Origin of the sequence: Micromonospora wenchangensis, from assembly GCF_002210435.1 — a bacterium.
GTDB classification, from domain to species: Bacteria; Actinomycetota; Actinomycetes; order Mycobacteriales; family Micromonosporaceae; genus Micromonospora; species Micromonospora wenchangensis.
Genome location: NZ_MZMV01000009.1, coordinates 21393 through 36269, shown reverse-complemented (window position 1 = coordinate 36269; position 14877 = coordinate 21393). Strand labels below are relative to the sequence as shown.

13 protein-coding genes are annotated in these 14877 nt (G+C 76.3%); 5 read left to right on the top strand and 8 right to left on the bottom strand.

Annotated features, from left to right (window positions below; genetic code table 11):
* Nucleotides 1–86: 86 nt before the first annotated feature.
* The 8 genes from B5D80_RS07340 to B5D80_RS07310 form a co-directional block, all read right to left on the bottom strand.
* Entirely contained in the window at nucleotides 87–1346 is a 1260-nt protein-coding gene (locus B5D80_RS07340) for a DNA polymerase IV (RefSeq protein WP_088643025.1), read from the bottom strand.
* Between the two features lie 62 nt (nucleotides 1347–1408).
* Nucleotides 1409–2617, bottom strand: a complete 1209-nt coding sequence (locus B5D80_RS07335) for an alkaline phosphatase family protein (protein WP_088643024.1) — start codon at nucleotides 2615–2617, stop codon at nucleotides 1409–1411.
* The gene (locus B5D80_RS07330) at nucleotides 2614–3384 is read right to left on the bottom strand and encodes a methyltransferase domain-containing protein (RefSeq protein ID WP_088643133.1); all 771 of its coding nucleotides are present in this window, start codon (nucleotides 3382–3384) and stop codon (nucleotides 2614–2616) included. The genes B5D80_RS07335 and B5D80_RS07330 overlap by 4 nt, the downstream gene beginning before the upstream one ends.
* A 40-nt stretch (nucleotides 3385–3424) precedes the next feature.
* Nucleotides 3425–3604 carry a hypothetical protein gene (locus B5D80_RS32820; RefSeq protein WP_144081605.1) on the bottom strand — a complete coding sequence of 60 codons (180 nt, stop codon included), beginning with the start codon at nucleotides 3602–3604 and terminating at the stop codon, nucleotides 3425–3427.
* 92 nt (nucleotides 3605–3696) lie between these two features.
* Complete coding sequence (locus B5D80_RS07325) at nucleotides 3697–7110, bottom strand: error-prone DNA polymerase (protein WP_088643023.1); 3414 nt, start codon at nucleotides 7108–7110, stop codon at nucleotides 3697–3699.
* A gap of 192 nt (nucleotides 7111–7302) precedes the next feature.
* Entirely contained in the window at nucleotides 7303–8988 is a 1686-nt protein-coding gene (locus B5D80_RS07320; RefSeq protein ID WP_088643022.1) for a DNA polymerase Y family protein, read from the bottom strand.
* Entirely contained in the window at nucleotides 8985–9722 is a 738-nt protein-coding gene (locus B5D80_RS07315) for a VOC family protein (protein WP_088643021.1), read from the bottom strand. The genes B5D80_RS07320 and B5D80_RS07315 overlap by 4 nt, the downstream gene beginning before the upstream one ends.
* Nucleotides 9723–9866: 144 nt before the next feature.
* A complete protein-coding gene (locus B5D80_RS07310) occupies nucleotides 9867–10316 on the bottom strand; it encodes an SAV_6107 family HEPN domain-containing protein (protein ID WP_088643020.1) in 450 nt (149 codons plus the stop codon).
* 501 nt (nucleotides 10317–10817) lie between these two features.
* On the opposite strand from B5D80_RS07310, the gene B5D80_RS07305 reads away from it, so the two are divergent.
* From B5D80_RS07305 to B5D80_RS07285, 5 genes are read left to right on the top strand one after another with little or no spacing between them, the layout of a single operon-like run.
* On the top strand, nucleotides 10818–12215 hold the full coding sequence (locus B5D80_RS07305; protein WP_088643019.1) for a ferredoxin reductase family protein: 1398 nt from the start codon (nucleotides 10818–10820) through the stop codon (nucleotides 12213–12215).
* A gap of 19 nt (nucleotides 12216–12234) precedes the next feature.
* On the top strand, nucleotides 12235–12789 hold the full coding sequence (locus B5D80_RS07300; protein ID WP_088643018.1) for an FMN-binding protein: 555 nt from the start codon (nucleotides 12235–12237) through the stop codon (nucleotides 12787–12789).
* Nucleotides 12786–13610: an FAD:protein FMN transferase gene (locus B5D80_RS07295; protein WP_088643017.1), complete on the top strand. Its 825-nt coding sequence runs from the start codon at nucleotides 12786–12788 to the stop codon at nucleotides 13608–13610. Before B5D80_RS07300 ends, B5D80_RS07295 begins: the two co-directional genes overlap by 4 nt.
* A gap of 58 nt (nucleotides 13611–13668) precedes the next feature.
* Nucleotides 13669–14157 (top strand): YbaK/EbsC family protein, encoded by a 489-nt coding sequence (locus tag B5D80_RS07290; RefSeq protein WP_088643132.1) that lies wholly within the window; start codon nucleotides 13669–13671, stop codon nucleotides 14155–14157.
* Complete coding sequence (locus tag B5D80_RS07285) at nucleotides 14154–14873, top strand: monooxygenase (protein WP_088643016.1); 720 nt, start codon at nucleotides 14154–14156, stop codon at nucleotides 14871–14873. Before B5D80_RS07290 ends, B5D80_RS07285 begins: the two co-directional genes overlap by 4 nt.
* Nucleotides 14874–14877: the final 4 nt, after the last annotated feature.

Sequence of the window (14877 nt, the reverse complement as noted above, 5' to 3'; positions counted from 1 at the left end):
CCGGTCGGGCCGACAGACCGTGGCAGCCAACCGGCTGCTTGCCGCCAAGTCTACGAGGGGGGTCGCGCGTCGGAAAGCGGGACGACCTATGGCCGACTGCTATTTTCGCCGGGGCGGGCATCGCGCCTGCCGAGCAGACTGGCCGGACCTATGACGGACCGCCCGAAACGGGCAGCCGCGGCGTCGGCGGCGGTTTCCGCCTCCCGCCAACCCCGCTCGGGTGCGCCGAGGGCGAGCTGCCGCGGCGTGTCGACCGCACCGGCCAGACCCTCCACCCGTACGCCCACCAGCCGGACCGGCTCACCCGGGTCGAGAGCGGTCCACAGGCCCCAGGAGGTGTCGAAGATCTCCCGGGCCACGTCGGTGGCCACGCCTAGCGTCCGGGACCGGTTGACGGTGCGGAAATCGGACAGCCGCACCTTCAGCGAGACCGTCCGGCCCACCTGACCGGCCCCGCGCAGCCGGCTGCCCACCTTCTCGCTGAGGGCCAGCAGCGCCCGCCGGATCTGCTGCGGGTCGACGACGTCGACGTCGAAGGTCACCTCGGCCCCGATCGACTTCTCCACGTGCTCCGGGCTGACCGGGCGCGCGTCCCGCCCCCGGGCCAGCTCGTGCAGGTGGGCCGCGGACGCCGCACCGAGCGCCTTGCGCAGCATCCCCACCGGCGCCTCGGCCAGGTCACCGATGGTCCGCAGGCCGAGCCGGCGCAGCGTCTCGGCGGACCGCTCCCCCACCCCCCACAACGCGTCGACCGGCAGCGGGTGGAGGAACTCCAGCACCCGGTCGGCCGGCACCACGAGCAGGCCGTCCGGCTTGGCCCGGGTGGAGCCGAGCTTGGCCACGAACTTGCTCGGACCCACCCCGACCGAACAGGTCAGCCCCTGCTCGGCCGTGACCCGCTCCCGGATCTGCCGGGCGATGGCGGCGGGCGGGCCGAACAGCCGGCGGGCACCCGCCACGTCGAGGAACGCCTCGTCGAGGGAGAGCGGCTCGACCAGCGGGGTGACGTCCCGGAAGATCCGCATCACCGCGTCGGAGGCCGCCCGGTAGCGGGCGAAGTCGGGGGGAAGGTAGACCGCGCCGGGGCAGAGCGCGCGGGCCCGCGCGGTGGGCATCGCGCTGCGTACGCCGAAGCGGCGGGCCTCGTAACTGGCGGAGCTGACCACGCCGCGCGGCCCGACCCCGCCGACCACCACCGGAAGGCCGCGCAGCTCGGGCCGGTGGCGCACCTCGACGGAGGCGTAGAAGGCGTCCATGTCGACGTGCAGGATCGGGCTGGCCGAGTCGTCGGCGTCGGGCCCGAAACGCGGGTCACCACCGCGCGACAACGACTGACTCCGACCCATTGCGGCAGGCTAACCGCCAGGTACGACAACCGGTCCGCCCGCCCCACGGGCGAGGGCCCCGGTCAGCCCCGGACCACCAGCAGCGGCACGGTCATCTCCGCCGCGGTGTCCGCCCCGTGGTACGCCACCAGCCGGGACACCGCCGGCGGCTCCGACCGGGTGGCCAGCACCGCGTACGTGTCGCGGCAGGTCACCACCACGTCACCGACCCGGGACAGGTGCTCCTCGGCGACCGGGCCGAACCACCCCTCGGCCACCATCTCCTCCCGCGTGCACACCCGGGCGGCCGGCCCGAGCACCGCCGACCAGGCGGCCACCACGTCGTCCACCGCCCCCGGGTCGACGTGCAGGTACCGCACCCGGGGCTCGCCGGCGACCACCCGGATGCCGGCCCGCAGCCGTGCGTCGGTGTCCAGGTCGAACCGGTGCCCCGCCGGCACGTCGAGCTGGCCGTGGTCGGCGGTGACCAGCAGCGCGGCGTCGGCCGGCAACCCGTCGACGAGCCGGGCGAGCAGGGCGTCGACCTCGGCGGCGGCGATCCGCCACGGGGCCGAGTCGACCCCGCTGAGGTGACCGTGCCGGTCCAGGTCGGGGTGGTAACCGGAGACCAGGGTGGGTCCGGCCCCGGCGGACAACGCCGCCAGCATCGTCCGGGCCAGCGCGTCCACCCCGCCGGCGCCCCGGTAGTCACCGCCCCGGTTGGCCGCCAGGGTGAGCCCGCTGCCGGCGTACTCGGGGCGGCTCACCACGCTCACCGCGACCCCGGCGGCGCGGGCCCGCTGCCACTGGGTGCGCACCGGCTGCCAGTGCAGCGGGTCCGGGTCGCCGTGCCAGTCGATGTGGTTGAGCACCCGGTCGGTGCCGGGCACCCGGACGGTGAAGCCGAGCACGCCGTGCGCGCCGGGGGCCGCACCCGCCCCCAGGGTCACCAGGCTGGTCGGGGTGGTCGACGGGAAACCGGAGGTCAACGGACGGCCCACCGTCGCGGCCAGCCCGGTCAGGGTCGGGGCGTACCGGGCGGCGGTGGGCAGCTGGTACCAGCCGAGGCCGTCGACGAGCAGCACCGCGACCCGGCGTACCCCGGCCAGGCCGGGGGCGAGCCCGAGCAGGTCGACCGCGCCCGGCACGCCGAGCACGGCCAGCGCGCTGGGCAGCACGTCGGCCAGGCTGCCCCCGCCGTAGCGCGGCGGCACCACCGCGAGCGGGTCCGCCGGCGGCGTCGGCCCGGCCGCCCGGGTCGCACCGGGCGGGGGCACCGGCACGGCGGTCATGCCGGGCGGCGGGCGAACAGGTGCAGTTGGGCGGCGAGGTCCCGGTAGGGCGGACGCCCGGCCAGCGCCCTCTCCAGCTCGACCAGGGCACCCGGCTGGCCGTCGGCGACGGTGGCGGGCAGCAGGTCGGCCAGCACGCGTACCCCGTGGATCTCCTCGACGGTGAGGCCGGCGGCGCGCAACAGGGTGGCGGCCTCCTCGGCGTCGAACCGGCGGCGCAGGGTGTCCCGGGGGCCGGCGGCCCCGTCGGGGGCGGCGGCCAGCGCGGCGGCGACGTCCAGGTGGCCGTTCACGGCCCGCCCCAGCACGGCGGCGGCCCGGCCGGCGACCAGCACACTCGCCGCGCCACCGGGGCGCAGCGCGGCGGCCAGCGCGGTCACCACGGGGGTCGGGTCGTCGACCACCTCCAGCACCGCGTGGCACAGCACCAGGTCGGCGGTGGCCGGTTCGACCAGCCCGGTCAGCGCGTCGCCGTCGCCCTGCACGGCGCGCACCCGGTCGGCGACCCCGGCCTCGGCGGCCCGGCGGGTGAGCGCGGCGAGCGCGTCGGGGCTGGCGTCGACCACGGTCACCAGGTGGCCGGCCTGGGCGAGCGGCACGGCGAACCCGCCGGTGCCGCCGCCCACGTCGAGCACGGTCAGCGTGTCGTCGGCCCGCCGCCGCAGCTCGGCGGCGAGCACCGACCAGATGACGGCGGTACGGGGGGTCAACGGCGGCTCGGCGAACCGGCTGCGGGTGCTCTGTTCCACCCGGTCGAGCCTAGTCACCCACGCCACCCGACCCCCCGTCGGCGGTCCGGTCGCCGGCTCAGATCTCCCCGCCGCCGGCCGGGTCCTCCTCGGCACGGGACCGGCGGATGTTCGCCACCGGACCCTCGGTCACCTGGTACTCGCGCGGCTCGGCGTCCTGGGCGGGCGTCCAACCGGCACCCAGCCGGGTGCGCCGGGCGTTCGCCAGTCCACCGGTGTACGTACTGTCCATCGTCACTGGTCATCCCCCTTGCCGCGCGCGGGCCGCTCTGCCCGCGCGTGCCGGAATTCTCCTGTCTCCCGGCCCGGAAAACCGTAATGTGGATCACTTCACCGGAAGTCGCGGGAGGCGGGTTCCACCGGCGGCGTGATCGGGTCCAGCCGGTCGGCGGTGAGGTTGGTGACCCCCTCGTGCCGCTGCAACCGACCACGGACCACGAGGGCGCTGCTGGTGCGGGCGATTCGACGATAGCGCTGCCACAGCCCCGGCGAACACGTGACATTCAGCATTCCGGTCTCGTCCTCCAGGTTGAGGAAGGTGACCCCGCCGGCCGTCGCCGGCCGTTGCCGGTGGGTGACGATCCCGCCGACCCGGACCCGCCGACCCGGCTCCACCCGTCCCAGCCTGGCGATCGGCACCGCACCCAGCGCGTCGAGCCGGTCCCGGACGAACCGGGCCGGGTGGGTTTCCGGGGACAGCCCGGTGGCCCAGACGTCGGCGACGAGCCGGTCCACCGCCTCCATCCCGGGCAGGGTGGGGGCCGCCGCGCCGGTCACCGTGCCGGGCAGCCGACCCGGCCGGTCCTGGGCCGCCGCGCCGGCCGCCCAGAGCGCCTGCCGCCGGGTCAGCCCGAAACAGGCGAAGGCGTCCGCGGTGGCCAGCGCCTCCAGCTGGCCCGCGGTGAGACCGACCCGCCGGGCCAGATCCGGCATGTCCCGGTACGCCCCGTGCGCCGTCCGCTCCGCCACGATCCGCCTCGCCAGGTCGTCGCCGAGGGTACGGACACCGCCCAGCCCGAGCCGGACCGCCGGACCGCCCAGCCCCCAGGCGTGCGGCGGTTCCCCCGGCACGCTCCCCCAGCGGGTGTGCGGGGTGGACTCCAGCACCGCACCGGCCCCGCTGGCGTTGACGTCCGGCCGGCGGACCTCGACCCCGTGCCGCCGGGCGTCGTCGACCAGGGTCTGCGGCGCGTAGAAGCCCATCGGTTGGGCGTTGAGCAGGGCCGCCAGGAACGCCGCCGGGTGGTGCCGCTTGAGCCAGGAGCTGGCGTACACCAGGTAGGCGAAACTCATCGCGTGGCTCTCCGGGAAGCCGTAGCTGGCGAACGCGGTGAGCTTGCGGTAGACGTCGTCGGCCAGTTCGCCGGTGATGCCCCGCTCGGCCATCCCGGCGTAGAGCCGGTCGGCGAGCTGCGCCATCCGCTGCACCGAGCGTTTCGCCCCCATCGCCCGGCGCAAATGGTCGGCCCCGGCGGCGTCGAAGCCGGCCAGGTCGATGGCGAGCTGCATGAGCTGCTCCTGGAACAGCGGCACGCCGAGGGTCTTCTCCAGCGCGTTGCGCATCAGCGGGTGCGGGTACGTCACCGGCTCCTGGCCGTTCTTGCGCCTGATGTACGGGTGCACCGAGCCGCCCTGGATCGGGCCGGGCCGGATCAGCGCCACCTCCACCACCAGGTCGTAGAACTCGCGGGGTTTCAGCCGGGGCAGGGTGGCCATCTGGGCGCGGCTCTCCACCTGGAACACGCCCACCGAGTCGGCCCGGCAGAGCATGTCGTAGACCTCGGGGTCGTCCAACGTCATGTCGCCCAGGTCCAGCCTGGACCCGATCAGGTCGTAGCCGTAGTGCAGGGCGGAGAGCATGCCCAGGCCGAGCAGGTCGAACTTGACCAGCCCGACGGCCGCGCAGTCGTCCTTGTCCCACTGGAGCACGCTGCGGCCGGGCATCCGCCCCCACTCCACCGGGCACACCTCGATCACCGGCCGGTCGCAGATCACCATCCCCCCGGAGTGGATGCCCAGGTGCCGGGGGAACGTCTGCAACTCGTCGGCGTACGCCACCACCTGCTCGGGGATGCCCTCGACGTCGACCGCCGCGACGGAACCCCAGCGGTCGATCTGCTTGCTCCAGGCGTCCTGCTGGCCTGGCGAGTAGCCGAACGCCCTCGCCACGTCCCGCACCGCCGACCGGGGCCGGTACGAGATGACGTTGGCGACCTGGGCGGTGTGTTCCCGGCCGTAGCGGGCATAGACGTGCTGGATCACCTCCTCCCGCCGGTCGGACTCGATGTCCACGTCGATGTCGGGTGGCCCGTCGCGTTCCGGGGCGAGGAACCGTTCGAACAGCAGCCGGTGCCGGACGGCGTCCACGTTGGTGATCCGCAGCGCGTAGCAGACCGCCGAGTTCGCCGCCGAACCCCGGCCCTGGCAGTAGATGTCCTGCGCGCGGCAGAACGCCACGATGTCGTAGACCACCAGGAAGTAGCCGGGGAAGCCCAGCTCGTCGATCATCCGCAGCTCGTGTTCCAGCTGCGCGTACGCCTCCGGGTGCGCCCCGGGCGGGCCGTAGCGCTCGTGCGCCCCGGCCATCGTCAGGTGGCGCAGCCAGCTCATCTCGGTGTGCCCCGCCGGCACCGGGTACGCCGGCAGCCGGGGCGCGACCAGGTGCAGGTCGAAGGCGAGTTCCGCGCCGAACCGGGCGGCCCGGGACACCGCGCCCGGGTACGCGGCGAACCGGGCCGCCATCTCCGCGCCGCTGCGCAGGTGGGCGGTGGCGGCGGCGGGCAGCCAGCCGTCGATCTCGTCCAGGCTGCGGCGGGCCCGTACGGCGGCCAGGGTGGTCGCCAACCGCCGTCGCCCCGGGCTGGCGTAGTGCACGTTGTTGCTGGCCACGGTGGGCAGCCCGGCGGTGGCGGCCAGTTCGGCGAGCGCGTCGTTGCGGTCGGCGTCGACGGGATGCCCGTGGTCGGTCAGCTCCACCGCCACCGTCTCCGCGCCGAACAGCGCGGTGAGCCGGTCCAGCTCCCGGGCCGCCGCGTCGACCCCCTCGGTGAGCAGCGCCGCCGACACGTGCCCCTTGCGGCAGCCGGTCAGCACCAGCACGTGGTCGCGCAGCTCGGCGGCGACCTCCTCCAGCTCGCCGTAGACCGGCCGGCCCTTCTCACCGCCGCGCAGCTGGGCCCGGGAGATGACCGACGCGAGCCGGGCGTACCCCTCGTGGCCGTGGGCGAGCACCAGCAGGTGCCGGCCCAGCGGGTCGGGTTCGCCCTGCTGCGGGCCGGGCAGCCCCAACGACAGCTCCGCCCCGAAGACCGTGGGCAGGTGCAGCGTACGGGCCGCCTCGGCGAACCGGACCACCCCGTAGAACCCGTCGTGGTCGGTCACCGCGAGCGCGGTCAACCCCAGCCGGGCGGCCTCCTCGGCCAGTTCCTCCGGGTGGCTCGCCCCGTCGAGGAAACTGAAGTTGGTGTGCGCGTGCAGCTCGGCGTACGGCACCGGGTCGTCCGGACGGGTCAGCTCCGGCGGCGCGTACCGCTCGCGGTGCCGGGTCCAGGCCGGTGAGTCGCCGCCGTCGGCCTCGGCGAGCGGGTCCACCACGTGCAGGTGCCGCTCCCCGCGCCGCCGCCCGTCGCCGTGCCCCCCGTCACCCCGGGGCCCGCCGGGGCCCGCACCGCCGTCGGTGGTGGACCGTCCGGACAGCACCCGCTCCAGCTCCGACCAGGGCAGCTTCGGATTGTGGAAACTCATCCGGATCTCTTCCTGTGGCCGGCTGCGCGGTGGGGCAGGGGCGTCGCGGACGGGAACGGATCGCTCGGTGAGCGGTATGCCGCTGAGTCATATTTATGACCGTCAGGCATACCGCTCACCCGGAAACATCGTCGGGACGCGGGATGGCCCCGGACGGAACGCCACACCGACCGGACCAGCACCGACCACCGGTCAGTCATAGATCGCCTCCACCAGCCACCGGCCCGCCTCGACGGCCAGCAGCAGGGCGGCACCGTCGGCCAGGCAGACCTGGAACCGGGCCCGGCGACGGGCCTCGGCGGGAGCCCACCACCGCTCGTCCACCGGCCACGGACCGGTCCAGCCGACGATCTCCGTCGGCGTGGTGCCGCCGACGGCCAGCCGGGCGGGCGCGGCGCTGACCGCCAACCGGGCGCTGACCAGCACCGGCTCCCCGGCTGCGTCGTGCACGGTCGCGGTGAGCGGGACGGGCAGCACCACGGCCGGCGCGGGTGGTGGCAGCCGCCCCGGCCAGGGCGGTACGGGACTCCCCCGCCGCACCCCGCTCCGCCCGGCACCACCCGGCCGCCCGGCACCGTCCAGCCGCGCACCCACCTGCCCGGCACCGCCCGGCTGTGCCTCGCCGACGTCCGGCAGTGGTGGCGGGCCGGGGCGGGCGGGGAGGCGTTCGTCCCCCCACGGGACCAGCCGGGTCTGGTCGGCCGGGGACCGACCGCCGCCCAGCACGGCGGTGACCACCGCCTCCGGGCCGAGGATGCCCTGCACGCGGCTCAACGCCCGGTGCGCCCGGTCCCGTTCCTCACCGGCCTCCCCCCACAGGCCGGGTTGCAGCCCGCCTCGGGCCAGCAGCCCGTCGGGCACCAGCCGCAGCCGGACGATCCCGGCGGTCGGTCGGGGCGGGCGGGCACCGGCCCGACCGGTGCTGCCGGAGAGCCAGCCGTCGAGCTGCCAGCGCACCCGGTCGGCGATGGCGGCGGCGGTGAGCAGCCCGTCGTGCCGCCACACCCGGTGCAGTTCCTGGCCGTGCGCGGTGACCGCCTCGATGCCGAGCCGGGTGCAGGCCAGCCCGTACCCGGCCAACCGGTCGTGCAGCCGTTCGGCGAGCATCCGGGCGGCGAAGGCCGCCGCGTCGACCCGGTCGAGGGGCTCGTCGTGGTGGGCGGTGACGGTCAGGTCGACCGGGGGCTGCCGGACGGCGAGCGGCCGGTGGTCGTGCCCGGCGGCGAGCCGGTGGGCGAGTGCGCCGTCGAAGCCGAACCTGGCCAGCACGTCACCGGCGGGCAGCGCCGCGAACTCGCCGAGCGTGCGTACGCCGAGCCGGCGCAGCAGGTCGGCCAGGGCCGGCCGGCCGATCGCCTCGACGGGCAGCCCGGCCAGGAACCCCGGTGTCCCGCCCGGCGGCACCACCTGACCGGTACGCGCGGCGAGACCGGCGGCGAAGACCCCGTCGGCGATCCCGACCTGACTCTCCACCGCGCAGGACTCGGCGACCTGTTCGATGATCCGCTCGGCGGCGGCCTCCTCACCGCCGAGGTAGCGGGCGGGCCCCCGGGCGGCGAGCGCGCAGACACCGGGGCGGACCACCTCGACCCCGGCGGCGACCTCCTCCACGGCGGCGACGACCGGTTCGAAGGCGCGGGCGTCCCGGCCGGGGTCGTGGTCGACGACGGTCAGCGCGGGGCAGCGCCCCTGTGCCTCCCGGCGGCGCAGGCCCCGGCGTACCCCGGCGGCGCGGGCCGACGCCGAGCAGGCCACCACCCGGTTGGCGTGCAGCACCGCCACCGGGCCGGCGGCGGGCACCCCGTCGACGATCTCGGCGGCGAGCACCGGCCAGTCCGGGCACCAGAGCAGCAGGGTGCGGACGGGCGCGCCGGTCACCCGGACCCAACCACGGTGAATCCGCCCGGCCGGGGCCCGGCGGATGCGGCGGGGACGGCCGGCGCGGCGCGGGGCACGACCCGGGTGAGCCCGTCGCCGGGCAGCCACATCGTGATCTCCTTCGGACGGGCCGCCGCGCCGCGACCGCGTGCCGACACGGTGACCTCGCGTCGACGCAGCCGGCCCCGCCCCGGCCCGAGCCCCTCCCAGACCCCCCGGACCACCTGGAGCGTGACGTCCGCACCGGTCCACCGGCCGTACGGGACGAGCACGCAGCCGCGTTGCCGGGCCCGGGCGGCCAGCCGGTCGGCCACCGGGGCGGAGACGGTGTGCGGGACGGCGGTCACCACCACGTCGACCCCGTCGATCAGGGCGGCGACCACGGTCGGCCACTCCGGACCGGGATGCGGGACGAGGGCCAGCCGGTCCAGGGCGATGCCGACCTCGGCGGCGGCGCCGGCCCCGAAGGTGGGCACCCCGACCACCGCGCACCACGACCCGGCCCGGGACGCCTCGGCGAGCAACGCCAGCACCAGGGAGGTGCCGCCGCTGCGCCGGGGTTGGCCGACGGTGACGGCGACCGTGCTGCCCCGGCGCAGCCCCCGGTGCGGCAGCAGGCCGGTCAACTCGGGTGTCACCGGGAGCACCCGGTGGCTGCCCGCCGGGTCCGGGGCGCTCGCCGGGCGGACCAGATCGGCCAGTGCGGCGGAACCGACCACCATGCGGCCCGCCATCGGACCAACCCCCCGTCGTGTCGTTGCGTGGATCAGGTGCGCTGCGTACTCGCCCCGGACGCGGTGGGACGCTGCGTCGGGGTGCTGCGGCGGGGCCGGTGCCGGCCGGATCAGGTGCCCGGCGGGGACCCGGGCACGGCCGGGTCAGGCGGCGAGACCGTCGAGGGCGGGCTGGTGGGTCACTCCGAGCGCCTGCTCCACCACCGTCACGAACTGTTCGGCGGCCCGGAGCAGGTCGTCGGCCTCCCGGGCGCTCACCACCCGGGGTATGCCGGCCTCGGCGGCGGCCCGCTTGCCGGCGGCGGCGGCGAAGTAGCGGGACCACTCGTCCAGTTCGGGGGCGACCCCGGCGAGCAGCACCCAGACGCTGGTGATCCGGCGGCGGCGGGCGGGCGCGGGCCGGGCCCGGGCGGCCAGCAGGGCGGCGGCGGCGCGGAGCGCGGCCAGGTGGGCGGCGGCGTAGCGCAGCCCGTCGGGGCGGGTCCGGGCGGCCTCGGCCAGCCCGTGTCGGGCCACCGTGAGGAGTTGGGTCGGGGTGCGGTGCGGCAGCACGTGCGCGGGCACCGTCGGCGCCTGCGCCGGGTTGGTCGGCATGACTGTCTCCTCCGCGTGACCGGTTCGGGCGGGACGCCCGGTGGAGGAGGTCCACCGGCGCGACGCCCGGGGCGGGTGGTGCGGAGGAAGACGCACCGCTGGGGGCCGGCCGGGTGCGGAGCTTCCCCACACCACACCCGGCCGGCGAACCGGCGGGTTCGTCGCCCGCCGCCCGGGGGTCGTGGGCGGCGGGCGACGACCTGCCTTGACGGGACCGGGCTCGCGACTGCCCGGAACCCGGTGCGGTCCGCGAAACCGCACCTGCCCGGGCCGACGCCGCGAAACACCGCCCCGGGGGCGTTGGAACGGGTGTGCGAGTGAATCGAACACTCGTTCTAACTGCTCTGACAGTACACCCTGCCCCCGACGAAAACGCAACGTGTGGCGTACGGCGTGCCAGCGACGATTCCCAGCCCGTGCACAGCGACGGCAAAGCCCGGCCCGAGGTCGCCTCCACAGAGTGGAACGCATGAGAAGAGGACCCGCCGGAACGGCCCACGGATGAGCACCACCGTCCTGGACCGGGGTACCCCGCGCCGGCCGTTGCCCACCGCCCCCGACTGGTGGGCCGACCTGGCCGGCAGCGCGGCGGCGCTCAGCCTGCTGGTCGTCGTCGCGCTCTGGACCGCCGACCGGGGGGTGCAGGAACTGCTCTCCGGGGTGGCCACCGGCCTCACCTCCGCCGGCCGGCTCACCGGCCTGCTCAGCGCCGACCTGATGCTCGTCCAGGTGGTGCTGATGGCCCGGGTGCCGCTCGTCGAACGGCGCTTCGGCCAGGACCGGATCGCCCGCTGGCACCGGCTGGCCGGCTTCGCCTCGTTCCACCTGCTGCTGGCCCACGTGCTGCTGACCACCGTGGGGTACGCCGGCACGGCCCGGGAGAACCCGGTGACACAGCTCTGGCTGCTGGTCACCGGATACCCGGGGATGCTGCTGGCCACCGCCGCGCTGGCACTGCTGGTGCTGGTGGTGGTCACCTCGGTCCGGGCGGCCCGCCGTCGGCTGCGCTACGAGTCCTGGCACCTGCTGCACCTGTACGCGTACCTGGGGATCGGGTTGGCGCTGCCGCACCAGTTGTGGACCGGCGCGGACTTCGTCTCCTCGGCCGCCGCACGGGCGTACTGGTGGACGGCGTACCTGGGGGCGCTGGGCAGTGTGCTGGTGTTCCGGCTCGGGTTGCCGGCGTACCGCTCGCTGCGGCACCGGGTCGAGGTGGCCGCGGTGGTCCCCGAGGCGCCCGGCGTCACCTCGGTCTGGTTGCGCGGGCGGGACCTGGACCGGCTGCCGGTCCGGGCCGGGCAGTTCTTCGGCTGGCGCTTCCTGACCGGCCCCGGCTGGTCCCGGGCGCACCCGTACTCGCTGTCCGCCCCGCCGACGGGCGACCTGATCCGGATCACCGTCAAGGACCTCGGCGACGACAGCTCCCGGGTGGCCGCCCTGCGACCGGGCACCCGGGTGCTGCTGGAGGGCCCGTACGGGCGACTGACCGGACAGCACTGGCGCGGCGGCGGGATCACCCTGTTCGCCTGCGGGATCGGCGTCACCCCGCTGCTGGCCCTGCTCTGGGAACTGCCGTACGCACCCGGCCAGGCGGTGCTGCTCTACCGCGTGCGTACCCCGCAGGAGCTGGCCTTCCGGGCGGAGCTGGAGCGGCTCGCGGTCGACCGCGGGGTGTCGGTCCACTACCTGGTCGGTCCGCGCGGCCGGCAGCCCGCCTGGCTGCCCGGCTACGCGGCCGGGCTGCCGGACGCCGAGGCGCTGCGTCGGCTCTCCCCCGACATCGCCGACCACGACGTCTACCTGTGCGGCCCGGACGGCTGGGTCGCCGCGGCGCAGGCCGCGACCCGGGCCGCCGGGGTGCCCGAGCGGCACGTCCATCACGAACGCTTCGCCTGGTGACGGGCGGGAAGGGGGACCCGTGCGACGGATCACCATCTGGCTGCTCTCCACGGTGACCGCCCTGGTGCTGCTGTTCAGCTACCGGACCAGCACCATGGGCGTCGGCGGGGGGACCAGCGCCGTCGCCGGCGACCACGGCGGCGCCACCCCCGACGCCGGGGACACGTCCGCCGAACCGCCCACCGGCGGCAGCGGCAGTGCCGGCGACAACGGGAGCACCGGCGACAGCGGCAACAGCGGCAACAGCGGCGACAGCGGCGACAGCGGCGACAGCGGCGACAGCGGCGACAGCGGCGACGGAAGGTACGACGGGTCGGTGGCACAGACCCGGTGGGGGCCGGTGCAGGTCCGGATCACCGTGGCGGGCGGGCGGATCACCGACGTCACGGCGCTCCAGGTGCCCGACGGCAACTTCCGGGACCAGCAGATCAACGACCACGCGGTACCGATCCTGCGGCAGGCGGCGCTCACCGCGCAGAGCGCCCGGATCGACACCGTGTCCGGGGCGACCGTCACCAGCGACGGTTACCGCGAGTCCCTCCAGGCCGCCATCGACGCGGCGCACCTGAGATGAGCACGCCGACGGGCCTGATGGCGGAGCCGGACCGGCGGGCCTGGGTGGTGCAGGTGATGGGGCTGCCGGTGAGCGTGCACCTGCGCGGCCGGGACGTGCGCGACGACGCGGTCGCCGCCCGGGTGGAGCGGTTCTTCGCCTGGCTGGGCGCGGTCGACGCGACGTTCAGCACCTACCGGCCGGAGAGCGAGATCGGACGGCTGGCCGGGCGGGAACCCGATCCGGCCACCGCGAGCCCGCTGGTGCGGGAGGTGGCGCAGCTGTGCGAGCTGGCCCGGACGCGCACCGGCGGCCGGTTCGACGCCCGGCGGCTGCCGCTGCCCACCGGCGGTGCCGGCTACGACCCGTCCGGGCTGGTCAAGGGGTGGGCGGTGCAGCGCGCGGCCGGCTGGCTGGCCGATCTGGCCGGGCACGACCTCTGTCTCAACGCCGGTGGGGACGTGTTGCTGCGCGCCGGGGCGGACCGGCCGGCCTGGCGGGTCGGCATCGAGGACCCGGACCGCCCCGGCCACCTGCTGGACGTGCTGGACCGGCGCGACGGCGCGGTCGCCACCTCGGGCACCGCCCGGCGCGGCGCGCACATCGTGGACCCGCGTACCGGCCGACCGGCGACCGCGCTGCGGTCGGTCACCGTGGTCGGGCCGGAGCTGCTCTGGGCCGACGTGTACGCCACCGCGGCGATGACCCGCGACGCCGACGACGCGCTGACCTGGCTGACCGGCCTGGCCGACCACGAGGCGCTGCTGGTGACCGCCGGCGGCCGGATCCGGGCCACCCCGCACTGGCCCGGCACCCGTCCCGGGTCGCCGCCCGCCCGCTGACCCGCTCCGACGGACGCCGGGTGCGGGGCGTCGGGGCGTACCGGGGAGAATGGGCCGCATGCAGTCACACCCGAACGTGCAGGCGGTGCAGCGGGCGCTCGACGACGCGGGCGCGCGGGACGCCTCCGGCGTGGCCAGCCGGGTCCGCCTGCTGCCCGAGGCGGTGCACACCGCCGTCGCGGCGGCCGACGCGTTGGGCGTCGCCGTCGGCGCCATCGCCAACTCGCTGGTCTTCGACGCCGACGGCACGCCGCTGCTGGTGCTCACCTCCGGCGCGCACCGGGTGGACACCGCCGGCCTGGCCGCCTCGCTCGGGGTGACCCACCTGCGCCGGGCCACCCCCGACTTCGTCCGCACGCACACCGGGCAGGTGATCGGCGGGGTCGCCCCGGTCGGCCACCCCGGGCCGCTGCGCACCCTGGTCGACACCGCCCTGGCCGGGCACCCGCAGGTGTGGGCCGCCGGGGGCGTACCGCAGGCGGTCTTCCCCACCACCTACCCGGAGCTGCTGCGGATCACCGGCGGCACCCCCGCCGAGGTGGCGTGAACACCACCCCGGAGCTGGTCACCCTGCACGTGTGGCGGGTGCCCCGGGCCGCCGTGGGGCGGGCGTTCGCCCGGATGGCCCGACATCCGTGGCGGCTGCGGCGCACCCCCGGCGTACGGTTCGGCAAGCTGCTCGGCACCGGGACCGGCACCGGCTTCGGCCCGGGGGACACCGACCTGACCCGGTGGGCGGCGCTGGTGGTGTGGGACTCCCCCGCCGCGGCGGCCGGCTTCGACGCCTCCCCGGTCGGCCGCTCCTGGGCCCGGATCGCCCACGCGTCGGCCCGGCTGGAGCTGCGCCCGCTGACCAGCCGGGGCGAGTGGTCGGGCCGGCGGCCGTTCGGCGAGCCGGCGGGCGGCCGGGTCGACGGGCCGGTGCTGGCGCTGACCCGGGCCCGGCTGCGCCCCCGCCGCGCGCTCACCTTCTGGCAGGCGGTCCCGCCGGTCGCCGCCGCGCTGCACGCCGCGCCGGGACTGCTCGCCCGGTTCGGTGTCGGTGAGGCGCCGCTGGGTTGGCAGGGCACGGTCAGCGTGTGGCGCGACCCGACGGACCTCGTGGCCTTCGCGTACCGTCACCCGGAGCACCGCGCGGCGATCACCCGCACCCCCACCGAGGGGTGGTACGCGGAGGAGTTGTTCGCGCGCTTCGAGGTGCGCGCAGTGGTCGGTGACCGGTCGGTGCTGGGATGGGTCGCCGACGGTGGTCCGCAACCGTGAGAGG

Coding starts and splice junctions, on each gene's coding strand:
- B5D80_RS07340 (WP_088643025.1), bottom strand. CDS start 1,346: ATGGGTCGGAGTCAGTCGTTGTCGCGCGGTGGTGACCCGCGTTTCGGG.
- B5D80_RS07335 (WP_088643024.1), bottom strand. CDS start 2,617: ATGACCGCCGTGCCGGTGCCCCCGCCCGGTGCGACCCGGGCGGCCGGG.
- B5D80_RS07325 (WP_088643023.1), bottom strand. CDS start 7,110: ATGAGTTTCCACAATCCGAAGCTGCCCTGGTCGGAGCTGGAGCGGGTG.
- B5D80_RS07315 (WP_088643021.1), bottom strand. CDS start 9,722: ATGGCGGGCCGCATGGTGGTCGGTTCCGCCGCACTGGCCGATCTGGTC.
- B5D80_RS07310 (WP_088643020.1), bottom strand. CDS start 10,316: ATGCCGACCAACCCGGCGCAGGCGCCGACGGTGCCCGCGCACGTGCTG.
- B5D80_RS07305 (WP_088643019.1), top strand. CDS start 10,818: ATGAGCACCACCGTCCTGGACCGGGGTACCCCGCGCCGGCCGTTGCCC.
- B5D80_RS07295 (WP_088643017.1), top strand. CDS start 12,786: ATGAGCACGCCGACGGGCCTGATGGCGGAGCCGGACCGGCGGGCCTGG.
- B5D80_RS07290 (WP_088643132.1), top strand. CDS start 13,669: ATGCAGTCACACCCGAACGTGCAGGCGGTGCAGCGGGCGCTCGACGAC.